14 protein-coding genes and 3 tRNA genes are annotated in these 14,727 nt (G+C 51.2%); all 17 read left to right on the plus strand.

Features of this window, described 5'->3' with window-relative positions:
- Positions 1-267 precede the first annotated feature (267 nt).
- The 17 genes from HMPREF9334_RS01275 to HMPREF9334_RS01355 all read left to right on the plus strand — a co-directional run bounded on the left by HMPREF9334_RS01275 (position 268) and on the right by HMPREF9334_RS01355 (position 14,470).
- Positions 268-1,596 carry a replication-associated recombination protein A gene (locus tag HMPREF9334_RS01275; protein WP_006691700.1) on the plus strand — a complete coding sequence of 443 codons (1,329 nt, stop codon included), beginning with the start codon at positions 268-270 and terminating at the stop codon, positions 1,594-1,596.
- A 102-nt stretch (positions 1,597-1,698) separates the two neighbouring features.
- Positions 1,699-2,493: an adenosylmethionine decarboxylase gene (gene speD / locus HMPREF9334_RS01280; RefSeq protein ID WP_006691701.1), complete on the plus strand. Its 795-nt coding sequence runs from the start codon at positions 1,699-1,701 to the stop codon at positions 2,491-2,493.
- A gap of 51 nt (positions 2,494-2,544) precedes the next feature.
- On the plus strand, positions 2,545-3,111 hold the full coding sequence (locus HMPREF9334_RS01285; RefSeq protein ID WP_039957095.1) for a helix-hairpin-helix domain-containing protein: 567 nt from the start codon (positions 2,545-2,547) through the stop codon (positions 3,109-3,111).
- Entirely contained in the window at positions 3,108-5,543 is a 2,436-nt protein-coding gene (locus HMPREF9334_RS01290; RefSeq protein WP_006691703.1) for a DNA internalization-related competence protein ComEC/Rec2, read from the plus strand. The genes HMPREF9334_RS01285 and HMPREF9334_RS01290 overlap by 4 nt, the downstream gene beginning before the upstream one ends.
- Positions 5,544-5,676: 133 nt before the next feature.
- A tRNA-Pro gene (locus HMPREF9334_RS01295) sits at positions 5,677-5,753 on the plus strand.
- A gap of 71 nt (positions 5,754-5,824) precedes the next feature.
- Positions 5,825-7,108, plus strand: coding sequence for a M18 family aminopeptidase (locus HMPREF9334_RS01300; protein WP_006691704.1), 1,284 nt, complete (start codon positions 5,825-5,827; stop codon positions 7,106-7,108).
- 59 nt (positions 7,109-7,167) lie between these two features.
- Positions 7,168-7,611: a D-aminoacyl-tRNA deacylase gene (dtd, locus tag HMPREF9334_RS01305; RefSeq protein WP_006691705.1), complete on the plus strand. Its 444-nt coding sequence runs from the start codon at positions 7,168-7,170 to the stop codon at positions 7,609-7,611.
- A gap of 1 nt (position 7,612) precedes the next feature.
- On the plus strand, positions 7,613-8,848 hold the full coding sequence (locus HMPREF9334_RS01310) for an aminopeptidase (protein ID WP_006691706.1): 1,236 nt from the start codon (positions 7,613-7,615) through the stop codon (positions 8,846-8,848).
- A gap of 184 nt (positions 8,849-9,032) precedes the next feature.
- Positions 9,033-9,674, plus strand: a complete 642-nt coding sequence (locus tag HMPREF9334_RS01315) for a hypothetical protein (RefSeq protein WP_006691707.1) — start codon at positions 9,033-9,035, stop codon at positions 9,672-9,674.
- Positions 9,671-10,588, plus strand: coding sequence for a YitT family protein (locus tag HMPREF9334_RS01320; protein WP_006691708.1), 918 nt, complete (start codon positions 9,671-9,673; stop codon positions 10,586-10,588). The genes HMPREF9334_RS01315 and HMPREF9334_RS01320 overlap by 4 nt, the downstream gene beginning before the upstream one ends.
- 5 nt (positions 10,589-10,593) lie before the next feature.
- Entirely contained in the window at positions 10,594-11,298 is a 705-nt protein-coding gene (locus HMPREF9334_RS01325) for an MBL fold metallo-hydrolase (RefSeq protein ID WP_006691709.1), read from the plus strand.
- A 35-nt stretch (positions 11,299-11,333) separates the two neighbouring features.
- A complete protein-coding gene (locus HMPREF9334_RS01330; RefSeq protein ID WP_006691710.1) occupies positions 11,334-11,948 on the plus strand; it encodes a peptidylprolyl isomerase in 615 nt (204 codons plus the stop codon).
- Entirely contained in the window at positions 11,945-12,244 is a 300-nt protein-coding gene (locus HMPREF9334_RS01335; RefSeq protein ID WP_006691711.1) for a GIY-YIG nuclease family protein, read from the plus strand. Before HMPREF9334_RS01330 ends, HMPREF9334_RS01335 begins: the two co-directional genes overlap by 4 nt.
- A 13-nt stretch (positions 12,245-12,257) precedes the next feature.
- A complete protein-coding gene (greA, locus tag HMPREF9334_RS01340) occupies positions 12,258-12,728 on the plus strand; it encodes a transcription elongation factor GreA (protein WP_006691712.1) in 471 nt (156 codons plus the stop codon).
- 9 nt (positions 12,729-12,737) lie between these two features.
- The gene (lysS, locus tag HMPREF9334_RS01345; RefSeq protein WP_006691713.1) at positions 12,738-14,249 is read left to right on the plus strand and encodes a lysine--tRNA ligase; all 1,512 of its coding nucleotides are present in this window, start codon (positions 12,738-12,740) and stop codon (positions 14,247-14,249) included.
- Between the two features lie 56 nt (positions 14,250-14,305).
- A tRNA-Tyr gene (locus HMPREF9334_RS01350) sits at positions 14,306-14,391 on the plus strand.
- Positions 14,392-14,393: 2 nt separating this feature from the next.
- Positions 14,394-14,470: transfer RNA gene (locus tag HMPREF9334_RS01355), tRNA-Met, on the plus strand.
- The last annotated feature ends 257 nt before the right edge of the window (positions 14,471-14,727 follow it).

The raw sequence follows: 14,727 nt of genomic DNA on the forward strand, positions 1-14,727 counted from the left end.
ACAAAATCGCCGCATTGCAAAGGGGCACATCTCACATTCAAAGTACGTTTATTCGCAAAATAGAATTTCCGCACAGAACATCTTTTGTGCAGCAATCCCATTTTTCTTGTGTGAATCGAGAAAAAGCGATAGAATATAGATAAGTAGATTTATCGATCTTTTTCTGTTGCCTAAGTTCCACTTTTATGCGATAATTCATTATGAGAAAATATGGGAAGCACTGATAAAACTCAGCGATTCTTACGCGTATAGGAGGTGAGCGCAGTAATGGACGAACAGGGCGGACTCTTTGAGCATGCTGCATATCAGCCGCTTGCGGAGCGCGTTCGTCCACGTTCGCTCGAAGAATTTGTTGGACAGGAACACCTCCTTGGTAAGGGGAAGGTATTGCGCCGCCTAATCGAGAGCGATCATATCACCTCTATGATTTTCTGGGGACCTCCAGGCGTTGGCAAGACAACGCTCGCACAAATCATTGCGGCGCAAACACAGGCGAAGTTCATCAATTTCTCTGCGGTGACGAGCGGGATCAAGGATATTCGTATGGTTATGCAGGAGGCGGACCGCCGCCGTATGTACGGCGAGCGCATCATTGTCTTTGTCGATGAGATTCACCGCTTCAACAAGGCACAGCAGGATGCCTTTCTGCCATTTGTCGAAAAGGGCAGCATTGTGCTGATCGGAGCAACGACGGAGAATCCTTCGTTCGAGATCAACAGTGCTCTCCTGTCGCGCTGTCGTGTCTTTGTCCTGCAAGGGCTGAATACGGAGGACATCGGGCGCCTGCTCCGCCATGCGATATCCTCCGAGCGTGGGCTTGGAGGTCAGCGTATTCATCTCTCTGAGGACGGACTGGCAGCGATTGCCACCTTTGCAAACGGCGACGCGCGGAGCGCACTCTCCACACTTGAGATGATCGTCCTGAATGCAGAGGAGCGCGATGGAGAGATCTATGTGACGGAGGAAAATCTCGCCCAATGTATTTCGCGGAAATCCCTTCTTTACGATAAGAGCGGTGAGGAGCACTATAATCTCATCTCGGCACTGCACAAGTCGATGCGCAACTCAGATCCCGATGCGGCGGTCTACTGGCTTGCGCGGATGCTTGAGGCAGGGGAGGACCCCCTCTATGTCGCACGGCGTGTGGCGCGCTTTGCGGCGGAAGATGTCGGGCTTGCCGATCCGAGAGCACTTGAGCTTGCTGTTGCGGCATATCAAGCCTGTCACTACATCGGATTCCCCGAGTGCAACGTTCATTTGACTGAGGCGGTGATCTACCTATCTCTTGCGCCGAAGTCCAATGCGATGGAGACGGCATACCTAACCGCCGCTGCAGATGCGCGGAGTATGTTGGCCGAACCCGTTCCGCTCGTTATTCGGAATGCGCCGACCAAGCTCATGAAGGATCTCGACTACGGGAAGGGCTATCAATACGCACATGACACGGAGGAGCATATCACGAATATGCAGTGTATGCCGGACAGTCTTGTCGGAAAAACATACTATCATCCGACCGAGCAGGGGATGGAAAGCCGCTTTCGAGAACGTCTGGATTGGATTAAAGACTGGAAAAAAAGTCACTCCAAAAGCGATTGAAATAAATAATATTAAATAACTAAAAAATACGATAAATAATAAAAAATAAAGTATATCATGACGATTCTATGCGTCACAGAGAGAAAGGAAGGAACTCCGGCATTGGATGGGAAGCTGAAATTATATGGGTTTAACAACCTCACGAAGGCGTTGAGCTTCAATATCTATGATATTTGCTATGCGAAATCGGCGCGTGAACAGCGGGATTATATTAAATACATTGATGAACAATATAATTCCGATCGTCTCACAAAGATTCTTTCGCAGGTTACGGATATGATCGGCGCACGGATTCTCAACATTGCCAAGCAGGACTATGAGCCGCAGGGAGCAAGCGTTACGATGCTGATTGCGGAGGAGGCGGCGGTCGTCTCCGGCAGCAAGAAACCTGTAAAAGAAAAGCCGCCCACGTCGGAGACCATCCTCGCACATCTCGACAAAAGTCATGTCACCGTGCATACCTACCCAGAGTATCATCCCGATACGAGCATTGCGACGTTCCGCGTCGATATCGACGTGGCTACCTGTGGGGAAATCACACCGCTGCAGACGCTTGACTATCTCATCAGTCAGTTCGACTCGGATATTATCACGATGGATTATCGCGTACGTGGATTCACGCGTGATCTGCAGGGGCGCAAGCTCTTTATGGACAGCAAGATGACCTCTATTCAGGAGTTTATCAAGCAGGAGACCTTGGACGAGTATGATGCCGTGGACATCAACCTTTATCAGGCAAGTCTTTTTCACACGCGTATGCTCATCAAAGAGCCGCAGCTGCAGAACTATCTCTTCAATACAGATGTTGACGAGATTCCTCCGAAGACGCGTCTGCTCATCAGCACTAGTCTACGCCGCGAGATGATCGAGATCTTCAGCGGAAGGAATGTCTACTGACGATTGCTTTCATCTGTTTATTGCCACCGTATGTGGAGGGGGGACAATCTTATGCCCATGTTCAAAAAATCTCTCCTCATCCTTCTTGTTATTGCACTTGCGGTTCTCGGCGGCACGATGTACGGATCTTATGCGGGGCAACAGGCAATCACATTGGATGAGGGGACGCGTGAGAAGGCTTCTATGCCACGCTCCGTTGTTGTCTATGTGACAGGCGAGGTGAAAAAGCCCGGGCTTGTCACCCTGACGGAAGGGCAGCGCATTGCCGATGCGGTAAATGCGGTGGGGGGCGTGATTGAGACAGCGGATATCGAACGTGTCAATATGGCGGCGCTCCTTGAGGATGGTATGCAGGTTCGTGTGCCGGAGCGCATTGGACGAGATGCTACACCTGTAAAAAATGCATCGGTGGGGAAAACTGCAGGAGGGCAGATCAATCTCAATACGGCGAGCGAGAAGGAACTGCAGGAACTGCCCGGCATCGGCCCCGCCATGTCTGCGCGTATCATTGAATACCGCGAAACAAACGGCGATTTTCAAACAATCGAGGATATCAAAAAGGTGCGTGGTATCGGCAATGCTAAATTTGAAAAGCTGAAAGACAAGGTGACTGTATGAAGATGGGGCAGTATCCGCTCTCCTTCCTCTGCGGTCTCCTGGCGGCGTTTGGTCTGGGAACTTTTTGTAGTGCGTGGCTGCATATTTCTTTTGTAACATATGCGCCGTATTTCATCTCGTTGCTCTTGGCAGCAACCCTTACATCGGCAGTCCTCGCTTTGAATGCAAATAAGCGGACGTGGATTGCCTTTGTAGGGCTTTTTTTCATATTGGGGCTTTTTCGCTTTGCCGCTGCATACGAGCTCTCCGCGCATGATATTTCTCATGCAGCAGGCGAGCGTGCGCGCGTTGTTGGGACGATTGTGGCCGCCCCCGTGGTCCGCACGGATGCGAATCAGGTGCAGCACATACGCTATACGGCGGAAGTTCACCATATAACGCGGGGACATGAGAAACATGCAGTCAGCGGAAAAATCTATATCTATATGCGTCATCAAGGGGATAATGCTCTGTCATACGGACAAATCGGCGATGAGATCACGGCGGAGGGGACGATTCGCCGTCCGCACAGCTATCAGAATCCGGGACTGATTGATACAGTATTTTTACTTCGCTGTGATGGAATTACGGCACGTCTCTTTGCAGAAAACAGCGAAATAGAGATCGTCCCCAACGAGACACCGACCTTTGCACAGGAATTTCTTCGGTATGCGGCACTGGTGCGCGTGCATTATATCGACCGTATGACGGAGGTCATGCCACGCGAAGATGCCGCCGCAATCTTTGCCATGCTTTTCGGTGGATACGAGGGCATCCGTCCGGAACTGCTCGAAGCCTTTACGGTCACGGGGATTGTGCACATCCTATCGGTCTCTGGCTCTCACATCAGCCTCCTCGCCGCAGTCATCGCGTGGATTGCGTTATTTTTTCGACTGCCGCGCGCCCTTTCTGCAGCAGCGGTCATCCTTGCGATTATCATCTATGTGATCCTCGCGGGTCTTGTTCCTCCCGCCATACGCTCGGGCATTATGGGGGCAGTTGCATTTCTGGGACTTGTGCTCGGACAGGAACGCGACGCACGATATATGCTGGTTCTTACGGGACTGCTCATGTTGATGGTCTCGCCTCTGCTCTTCTTTCATATCAGTTTTCAACTGTCTTTTTTGGCGACAACGGGGCTGCTCTTTCTTGCTCCCGTCCTTCGTGAACGAATGAAGCCTCTGCCACGCATACTCGCGGCAAGCCTCTCCATTACAATGGGAGCGCAGCTTGCGACACTGCCTGTTCTCGCGTGGCATTTCAACCAGATCTCCGTATCGTCGCTCCTTGCAAATCTCATTGTCGTACCTCTTGTTGATGTTATTATTATTCTCGGACTAGGCGGCGGTATTGCTGCCTTTTTTCTTCCATTTCTCGGTAAAATTGTCTTTGGTTTTGACAGCCTTCTGCTTGGTATGACGTTTGAAATAACGCGGGGGGTGGCAGCATTGCCCCTCGCACAGCTCGAACTCCCCTCCATGGGGGTATGCGCAGGGCTTTTTTACTATGTGTTTCTTGCATTCTTTATTTTACCGCAAGAAAATCAGATAAAAATATTTGAATTGATACGACGCTTTTATATAATTATCGTTACTATTCTTGTAGTGCTTGTTGTTGCTGTATTTTCTTGGCATATTGTGCGCCCCAATGAGATGGAAGTTCATTTTATCGATGTTGGACAAGGGGATGCAGCTCTCGTTTTGACACCGCACGGTCATGCTATGCTCTTTGATACGGGCGGCACGCGGGATGGTACGTTTGATATCGGTGCGCGTGTCGATGTTCCGTATCTGCGCCATCATGGGATTCACGCCGTGGACTATATATTTCTCTCACATGCGCACGAGGACCATGCGGCAGGTGCAGGTGCCATTCTCTCCCGTCTTCCGGTAAAGCATGTCTATACCGCCGACGAGGGAACTGCCGCATACGCACGAAGTATGCGACTGGGGGATGGAAATCCTCTCCTGATGAAATTGGGCAGGGCGGAGGCAGGGCAGTCAATTGTTTTGGACGGGGTGACGGTTGATGTTCTCTATGCCCCCGGCTATGGGGAGGTGGAACATGCAACGGGCAATGAAGTGTCGAATGTCTATCGGGTTCGCTATGGAAATGCAAGCTTTCTTTTTACGGGCGATCTTGTGAAGGAGCACGAGGAAAAAATGATTGCACAGGGAATAGATCTCCATGTGACGGTGCTCAAGGTGCCGCACCATGGTTCGGATACGTCCAGCAGTGAGGATTTTGTTCGTGCGACGCACCCGCTCTACGCTGTTTACTGTGTGGGTGCGGACAATACGTTTGGACATCCGCGCACCTCTGTGGTGGAACGATATGAACGTATGGGCGTGCGATCTCTGCGTACAGATCGGGACGGTGCGGTTGTCTTTCGCACGGACGGGGAGCATCTTTCGGTCAGCACCTTTGTCGAGGGGAAAATTTTGCGTGACTGATGACACAACTTGGCTTTTTCTTTTTATTTACTTGTGTAACATATCTATTGTAATCCTACAAAATCCTACATATCTCACAAAATAAATACTTGCTTTTTTTGCGAAAAGTTGATAGAATACTACCTGTTGTTGTCGGGATGTGGCACAGTTTGGTAGCGCGCATCGTTCGGGACGATGAGGCCGCAGGTTCGAATCCTGTCATCCCGACCATCTATATCGACACATAAAGACCAGCCGACAGGCGGGTCTTTTTCTGTTTATACACGGAATGTGAGGTATGTATGACATTCGAGGAAAAACGCTGTGCGGAAGAATTGGTTGACTTTATTGAGGCTGCGACATCGCCGTATCATGCGGTGGAGCAGAGCAATAAATCCCTGTGCGCTGTTCCCATGGAGGAAAATGAGAAGGTCGCTGCAGGACAAATTTATTCTTTTCCGCTCTACCACACCGGGATGGTTTTTGTTGTGATTGGCGAAAATGCGGCGCAAGGACCGCTTCGCATTGCATGCGCGCACACAGATTTTCCATGCCTGCGTGTAAAACCCAACCCCGTACTCCGAGAGCATGGCTATGGCAAGCTGAATGTTGAGGTATATGGGGGACTGATCCGCAGTACATGGCTGGATCGTCCGCTCTCGCTCGCGGGTGCGGTCGCTCTGCGCGGTGTGGATCCCTTTGCGCCGACATTGCGGCTTGTGGACTTTCGCCGTCCGCTCATGATTGTGCCAAATCTTGCAATTCACATGAACCGCAAGGTGAATGAAGGGGTTGAGCTGAAGCCGCAAAAGGATCTTCTGCCATTGTTCTTCCAAAACGGCGACGGCGATGAGGATGATACGAAGAAACTGCTTGTCCTGCTCGCGGAGGAACTCGGCGTTTCGGCGGAGGATATTCTCTCCTATGATCTGAATGCCTATCCCTATGAGTGCGGCTGTCTTTTGGGATGCGACGACGCTTTTCTCTCCGCACCGCGCCTTGACAACCTCTCATCAGTCAAGGCGTGTATGGATGCCATCCGAGAATGGAACGGTGAAGGTATTCGCGTTGTGGCTCTCTTCGACAATGAAGAGGTGGGGAGCCGCACAAAGCAGGGCGCAGGCTCAACGGCACTCGCTATCCTGTTGGAGCGTGTCTGCTACAAGCTGGGGCTTGACCGAGAGGAATATCTCAGAAAAGTTATGGAAGGGTTCTGTCTTTCTGTAGATGTTGCACATGCCCTGCATCCGAATGCCCCCGAGAAGGCAGACCCGACGAATCAGCCTGTGCTGGGCGGCGGCACTGTCCTCAAGGTCGCTGCGAATCAGTCCTATGCCGGCGATCCCGAAGCATTTGCCGTTGTTGCGGGGCTTTGTGAAGGTGCGGGGATTCCGTATCAGGTCTTTACAAATCACTCCGATGCGGCGGGCGGTGCGACACTTGGGTCGATTCTCTCCACGCAGGTTCCGATGCGGACGATGGACATCGGCGCACCAATTCTTGGAATGCATTCGGCACGCGAAACAATGGGAGCACGGGATCAGTTCGCCCTCACGCAGCTGCTTATGTCTTTTTTCTCCGCTTGAGAGACATTCACATAGAAGCGTGTTATAATAGGAAATATTGGGTAGAAAGAAGGGATTTCTTGCGTGCGGTCGTCACACGAGTGAAAGAAGCGTCCGTCGAAATTGAAGGACGTATCTGTGGGCAGATTCAGGTCGGCTATCTTATTTTGCTGGGGATTGCCCCCGAGGATACATGGGAGGATGCTGCGCATCTGGCGGAAAAAGTCGTTCATCTGCGTGTGTTTTCCGATGAAAACGGAAAGATGAACCGTGCGCTTGCCGAGGTGGATGGTGCGGTACTTGTGATTTCACAGTTTACCCTGTTTGCCGATCTCAAAAAGCGTCGCCCGGGATTCTCCAAGGCGGCAAAACCGGAGCATGCAATCCCGCTCTATGAAGCGTTTATGAAGGAGCTCAGGGAGCGCTGTGTGCATGTCGAATGCGGAGCGTTCGGCGCGGATATGCAGGTGTCCTCGCTCAACGACGGCCCCGTCACCCTGCTCTTTGATACGACCGAGGTATGAAATGAATACGGATTTATTAAAAAAATACGCAGCTCTTGTGGTTCGTGTTGGCGTCAACCTCCAGAAGAATCAGCCGCTTGTCATCCATGCACCGATTACGTGTGCGGACTTCGTACACGCGCTCACATCAGAGGCATACGATGTCGGTGCCTATGATGTTGCTGTCAACTGGAACGATGAGGAGTTCTCCCACATTCGCTTTCAGAAGGCAAATGAGGAGCGCTTTCGCGAATTCCCTGCGTGGCGCAAGGCGTTTTATGACGAGCATGCGGCACAGGGTGCGGCATTCATCTCGATTGCGGCATCGGATCCCGACCTCTATTCGGACATCGATCCGAAGCGTCTCACGGAGGCGAGCCAGACGGCGGGCAAAGCTCTCATGGACTACCGTGCGCGTCTGATGAGCAATAAGAACACATGGTGTGTTATCTCTGTGCCGACAACAGCATGGGCACGCAAGGTGTTTCCAAATTGCTCGGATGCGGAGGCGGTGGAGCGTCTTTGGGGAGAGATCCTCAGTGCTGTGCATGTCTCCGAAAATGAGGATGCCGTATCTGCGTGGCGCACGCACATTGATGTTTTGCAAAAGAGGACAGCCTTTCTCAATGCACAGGCATTTACGGAGCTGCACTATCGGAATCATCTTGGTACGGATCTGCGCATTGAACTGCCAAAAGGTCATATCTGGATGGGCGGTGCGGAAAAATCCGCAGAGGGAACGCTCTTTGCCGCCAATCTTCCGACGGAAGAGGTATATACGCTTCCGAAACGCGACGGGGTGAACGGTACGGTCGTTGCCTCGAAGCCGCTCCACTACAACGGGAATCTGATCAGCGGATTCACGCTTACGTTTGAGGCGGGGCAGGTTGTCTCCTACAAGGCAGAGCAGGGGGAAGAACATTTGAAGGAACTGCTCCATACGGATGAGGGCGCGTCCTTCCTCGGCGAAGTGGCACTTGTGCCGTATGACTCTCCGATCTCGCAGAGCGGCATCCTCTTTTACAATACGCTCTTCGATGAGAACGCATCCTGCCACCTTGCCTTTGGGAAGGCCTATCCGACCTGCATAAAAGGCGGAGAAAGTATGACAGAGGATGAACTTCGTCAGCACGGTGTCAACCATTCGCTTGTCCATGAGGACTTTATGATTGGCACGAAAGACCTCACGGTGGTCGGACGGACATCATCCGGCGAATCCGTTACCATCATTGAACATGGAAACTTTAGGAATCACTGATAAAATGAAGTCCGTCAGATTGGCGTAGATTTTTTCATCCGAACAAGAAGGCAAACCGGACGCATAGCCAAAGCTATGTGGAGGATTTGCCGACGAAGTGCGGGCAAAAAAGATGCGTCAAGATGGCATGGCTGAATTTATCAGTGCTTTCGTTACCTTCTAACGAGGCATGAGGTGAGAGGATATGCAGAGATATTTTCGTTACAGTGTGCTGATGCTTCTTTGTCTTCTTTCTTTCCTGTTCACTTTGGATGGAGAAGCTGCGGGCAAGATCAAAGCAGAGGACTTTTCCTATCAGAACATATCGCTCGGAAACTCTGAGGAGAATCTGCGTGCACGCTGGGGAGAGCCTGATGTTCAGACCGAACAAGTCATCTGGGGCATTCATCTCAAGACTTTTACCTATGGGGATATTGTCGTTTCAACTACAGTTACAAGCGGAAAGGTGGTTGATATCAATCTGATCGGTGAGAAGTATCGTCTGCGCAAGGATGTCCACTATGGCTCGACGAGTAGTTATCTCATGAAGGTGTATGGAAAAATGCCGCGTCATTTTTTGGACGGCAACACTTGTTATGTATTCTCCCATCCAGAACATCCACGTGAGCGTTTGATTTTGAATCTCGATGCAGAGAACCATGCGCTTACATCGGCGCGTATTACAATGCTCCCACTCAGTGACGAGGAAGCTGACGAGATGGCTCTGTCCGATGACGAATCCTTTGTCGAGCTCGATCTGAAGCACAGCTTTATTGCATCCAAGGAGATTGATGTGTCCAATCTTCCAAAGAACGACAATGTGAAGCTGGGAGGCTATGTCAAATGACACATGAGCTGCATATGCGCGTACTTGGACACCGCGTCATGCGCTATGCCGGAATCGCTCTCGGCTGCCTGATCGCAAGCTGCTCAATCAATCTCTTTCTCGTTCCTGCCCATCTCCTCACAGGCGGTGCAACGGGCATTGCGATGATAGTATATTATCTTTTTGGTCTGCCCATCGGTCTTCAGACATTCGTCTATAATATCCCGCTGCTCTTCATGGCGTGGCGGTTGATGGGACGGGCGTATACCGTTGATATCATCATCGGTACGGCGATCTTCTCGTTCTTTCTCGACTTGACGCGACCACTCAATGCCTATGCGCCCGTGAGTGACATGATGCTCACCACTGTATACGGCGGTGTCTTTGCAGGGCTGGGGTACGGACTTGTCTTCCGCATGAACGGCAGTACGGGTGGTTTTGACATCCTCGCTGCGATCGTTCGCAAATACTATGACCTGCATATGGGCGGCGTTCTTTTCTCGATGAACTGTTTCATCATGCTCATTGCGGCGTTTCTGTTCGGGATGGCCCCCGCGATGTTTACCCTCATCTATATGTTCATCAATGCAACGGTTGTAGATAAGATTGTCGCAGGCTTCAATCATCGCAAGGCGGTTCTCATCATATCAAATAAACACAAAGAAATTGCCGAGAGCATTATTGATGAAATGCACCGTGGCGTCACGTTTCTGCATGGACAAGGGGCATACACGCGCCGCGAACGAAATGTAGTTTTCGTTGCGGTCGGTACAACGCAGGTCGGCAAACTAAAATTTATTGTGCACAATGTTGATCCCCATGCCTTCGTCATCATCATGTCCGCGAATGAGGTCATGGGACGCGGCTTCGGGCGAATCAATCAAAATGATGCTTCGGCATCAGACGATAACTATGAAGAAAAGGGAGGGAAATAAACGCTATGGACGTAACCTATTTGCTGAACAGTGGTTTTCTCGTGCGTGTGGATGATGTCCTGCTGGTCTTTGACGCATTTGACGACCCTGCGGGTGTGCTCGATCAAGAGTTGGCAAAAGACAACTTTACACATCTGTATTTCTTTGCCTCCCATGCACATTTCGACCACTTCAATCCGATGATCGCACGTTATGCCGATAAGGTGCAGCGGTATCTCCTGAGTGAGGATATACGACGAACTCCGGGGGCTGCACGTATCCCTGCGGACCAGATCAGCTGGATTGGTCTCTATGACGCATGGCAGGATGATCGTATTACGGTGACAAGTTTTTCTTCGACTGACGAAGGGACATCCTTCCTTGTGGAGACCAACGCCAAACGCATCTTCCACGCCGGGGATTTTAACTGGTGGGATTGGACGGGGGAAACTGACGAAAACCGAAAACTTGCGGAGAACGGCTTTCGTAAGCAGATAAAACGGCTCGCGGGCCTGTCCTTCGATCTTGCATTTTTTCCCGTGGATGGGAGGCTCGGTCCGTCGATGGAACGCGGTGCAAAGGTGTTCTGTGCTGAGACGCACCCAAAGGCTCTCGTTTCCATGCACTCCGTCGGCTATCCCGCATGGCACCCGTCCGAAGGATTCTTTACGGCAGGACGTGAGATTCCGATCTGGTCGCCGACCAAAGCGGGCGAGCAACATTCTTTTTGAAATATAGGTTGAAATATAGGAGGGCATTCGGTAGAATGGGGAAGAAATTTTATCTTTTGACAGTCGGCGTTCTTGTTGCTATTGCTGCAGTACTATTTGCAGCACACAGCGGGAATGCTGGGATGTCATTCAATATGTTGTTGGATCAGGAAAAAGGAGAGAACAGAGCAGTGACAAAAAATCGCATTGCAGAATTTACAACGAACAAGGGCACGTTCGAGGTGGAACTTTTCGAGGACAAAGCTCCCATTACAACAAAGAACTTCATCGATCTCTCGGAAAAGGGCTTCTATGACGGGCTGATCTTCCATCGCGTCATCGACGGTTTCATGATTCAGGGCGGTGATCCGAGCGGAAACGGGACGGGCGGTCCAGGATATACGATCCCCGATGAGTTCGATCCCTCTCTCAAGCATGACGATGAGGGCATTCTCTCTATGGCGAACGCAGGTCCCAATACGGGCGGCAGTCAGTTCTTTATCACACTTGCTGCCACCCCGTGGTTAAACAACAAACACGCGGTCTTTGGCAAGGTTATTGAGGGCATGGACGTGGTGTGCGACATCGGTCATACGCCGACTGGATACGCTGACCGCCCCGTGCACGATGTCGTGATTGAGAAAATCACGATTAAAGACGCGGTAAAATGAACTATGCCTACCTTTTGTTGTGTGCGGACGGGAGTCTCTACGCCGGTTGGACGAACGATCTCCGGCGGCGGCTTCGCGCACACAACGAAGGAAACGGGGCGAAGTATACGCGTGCCCGTCGACCTGTCTGCCTCGTCTATGCCGAGGCATTTGAAACGAAAGAGGAAGCGCAGAAACGAGAATGCCAATTCAAGAAGCTGCGCCGCCCACAGAGGCTTTTGCTCATTCGTGCAGGACAGGAAAACGCGGAGATCACTGCTTTGGTAGAAAGTATCAATTCGGTGAATATACAATAAAGGGGATTATTTCATGACAGAGAAGAAGGTCATGCTGACCGAGGACGGCTACAACAAGCTCGTCGAAAAGCTCAATTATCTCAAAAGTGTACGCCGCATCGAGGTTGCCGAACGGCTGAAGGCTGCCATCGCGCTCGGAGATCTCTCCGAGAACTCCGAGTATGATGATGCGAAAAACGAGCAGGCATTCCTTGAGGGCGAGATTCAGGAACTCGAAACGAAGATCCGCAACTCCGATATCATCAAGGCGGGCGATGGCAAGACTGTCACCATGGGCAGCCGTGTGACGGTAAAGGATCTGGAATTCGATGAGGATGAGACCTTCCTCATCGTCGGTTCGACCGAAGCAGATCCGGATGAAGGGAAGATTTCAAACGAATCGCCGCTCGGCATGGCATTGCTCGGGCAGCAGATTGACCATGTAGTCAATGTCAATGCACCAGCCGGTATTATTCAGTACAAGATCATGGATATCAAGAAGTAAGGAGCAGGGATGGCAGAAGAAAGAGAAAGCACAGCAAATACACCCGAACAGGATTTGAGTGAGATGATGCGCGTTCGCCGTGAAAAGATGGATGCGTTTCGTGCAATGGGGGTCGCTCCCTTCGGACATCGCTTCGAGGTCACAGACTATGCAGCGGATCTGAAGAAGAAGTACGACTACCTTGCCGAGGATGAAGAGGGCGCAGAAGTGCACGTTGCCGGGCGACTAATGGCAATACGGGGTCATGGCAAAGCATCGTTCTCGACACTTAATGACCGCACAGGAAATATACAGATCTATTTCAAACTGGATGTTCTCGGCGAGCAGAAGTACAAGGAAGAATTCAAACGCCTCGACCTCGGCGACATCATCGGGGTGCGCGGTGTTGTCTTTAAGACACGGCGCGGAGAGGTCACCGTACGTGTGGAGGATTTTGATCTGCTCTCGAAATCCCTGCGTCCTTTGCCCGAGAAGTTCCACGGGCTCAAGGATGTGGACACGCGCTACCGGCAGCGCTACCTCGATCTTATGGTCAACCACGAGGTACGCGAGACCTTCCGCAAGCGGACAAAGATCATACAGTCCATCCGTCGTTACCTCGACGAGCGGGATTTTCTCGAGGTGGAAACGCCCGTGCTCTCGACGCTTGCGGGCGGTGCTGCAGCACGTCCCTTTATTACACATCACAATGCACTTGACATCGATCTCTATCTCCGCATTGCGACGGAGCTCAGTCTCAAGCGTCTCATTGTCGGCGGTCTTGACCGTGTCTATGAGATGGGACGTATCTTCCGTAATGAGGGCATGGATGTACGTCATAATCCAGAGTTTACCTCCATTGAAATCTATCAGGCATTTGCCGATCACCGCGATCTCATGGCGATCACAGAGGGGATTGTCCGTCAGGCGGCGGAGGATGTGCTCGGGACAACGAAGATTACATACCAGGGGGTCGGGATTGACCTGAACAATGTTCGTACAATTAGTATGAATGACGCTGTACGAGAGGCGACAGGGAAGGACTTCCTCTCCTGTAACACTGTCGATGAGGCGCGTGTGATGGCGCGTGAGATTGGCGTTCCGTTCGAGGAGCGCCACGGCATCGGCGGTATTCTGAACGCCGCATTTGAGGAAAAGGTCGAGGATACCCTGATGCAGCCGACCTTTATCACGGGACATCCAACCGAAATCTCACCTCTTGCAAAGCGCAATGCGGACGATCCGCGCATTACGGATCGCTTTGAGTTCTTCGTTTATGGACGGGAGCTTGCGAACGGTTTCACGGAGCTGAACGATCCGATCGATCAGGAACAGCGCTTCCTCGAACAGCTCCGGCAACGCGAAGCAGGGGATGCCGAGGCTCATGTTATGGATCGTGATTTCATCACGGCACTGGAGTACGGGCTTCCCCCGACGGGAGGACTTGGCATCGGTGTTGATCGCCTTGTTATGCTACTGACCGACAGTGCATCGATCCGCGACGTGCTTCTCTTCCCGACGATGAAACCGCTTGCGGAATAATTTGAGAAACGCCTTGACAAGCAAGCCTCTTATCGCATATACTTGTCAAGGCTCACGGGTAGGTGGCCGAGTGGTTAAAGGCAACAGACTGTAAATCTGTCATCTTCGGATTACGATGGTTCGAATCCATCCCTGCCCACCACCGGCGGCATAGCTCAGTTGGCTAGAGCATGCGGTTCATACCCGCAGTGTCCGGAGTTCAAATCTCTGTGCCGCCACCATACGAAAATAAAACTCAGTTGATCGGAGTGATTGGCTGAGTTTTTTCGTGTCTGAGAAAAAGCTCTGTCCAAATCCTTGATAGATGAAAATGAAATCATTTTCCACGAAAGTTTGAATAATTCTCCAAAATAACTAATTGATTTTTCTGAATGAGAATGCTATAATGGTTCCATAGTTAAGAGCTATTGGTATACCTTGTTCCGAATCGTGTCACTTATTGCTAGGGATGGGTGACAGGAGAGTTGTTTAAGGAGGA

It is taken from the genome of Centipeda infelix ATCC 43532 (genome assembly GCF_000234095.1).
GTDB lineage: Bacteria > Bacillota > Negativicutes > Selenomonadales > Selenomonadaceae > Centipeda > Centipeda infelix.

What these genes read in the sequence shown, in the direction of transcription:
- HMPREF9334_RS01275 (WP_006691700.1), top strand. Translation starts at nt 268, where the DNA reads ATGGACGAACAGGGCGGACTCTTTGAGCATGCTGCATATCAGCCGCTT.
- HMPREF9334_RS01285 (WP_039957095.1), top strand. Translation starts at nt 2,545, where the DNA reads ATGCCCATGTTCAAAAAATCTCTCCTCATCCTTCTTGTTATTGCACTT.
- HMPREF9334_RS01290 (WP_006691703.1), top strand. Translation starts at nt 3,108, where the DNA reads ATGAAGATGGGGCAGTATCCGCTCTCCTTCCTCTGCGGTCTCCTGGCG.
- HMPREF9334_RS01300 (WP_006691704.1), top strand. Translation starts at nt 5,825, where the DNA reads ATGACATTCGAGGAAAAACGCTGTGCGGAAGAATTGGTTGACTTTATT.
- HMPREF9334_RS01310 (WP_006691706.1), top strand. Translation starts at nt 7,613, where the DNA reads ATGAATACGGATTTATTAAAAAAATACGCAGCTCTTGTGGTTCGTGTT.
- HMPREF9334_RS01315 (WP_006691707.1), top strand. Translation starts at nt 9,033, where the DNA reads ATGCAGAGATATTTTCGTTACAGTGTGCTGATGCTTCTTTGTCTTCTT.
- HMPREF9334_RS01320 (WP_006691708.1), top strand. Translation starts at nt 9,671, where the DNA reads ATGACACATGAGCTGCATATGCGCGTACTTGGACACCGCGTCATGCGC.
- HMPREF9334_RS01325 (WP_006691709.1), top strand. Translation starts at nt 10,594, where the DNA reads ATGGACGTAACCTATTTGCTGAACAGTGGTTTTCTCGTGCGTGTGGAT.
- HMPREF9334_RS01330 (WP_006691710.1), top strand. Translation starts at nt 11,334, where the DNA reads ATGGGGAAGAAATTTTATCTTTTGACAGTCGGCGTTCTTGTTGCTATT.
- HMPREF9334_RS01335 (WP_006691711.1), top strand. Translation starts at nt 11,945, where the DNA reads ATGAACTATGCCTACCTTTTGTTGTGTGCGGACGGGAGTCTCTACGCC.
- greA (WP_006691712.1), top strand. Translation starts at nt 12,258, where the DNA reads ATGACAGAGAAGAAGGTCATGCTGACCGAGGACGGCTACAACAAGCTC.
- lysS (WP_006691713.1), top strand. Translation starts at nt 12,738, where the DNA reads ATGGCAGAAGAAAGAGAAAGCACAGCAAATACACCCGAACAGGATTTG.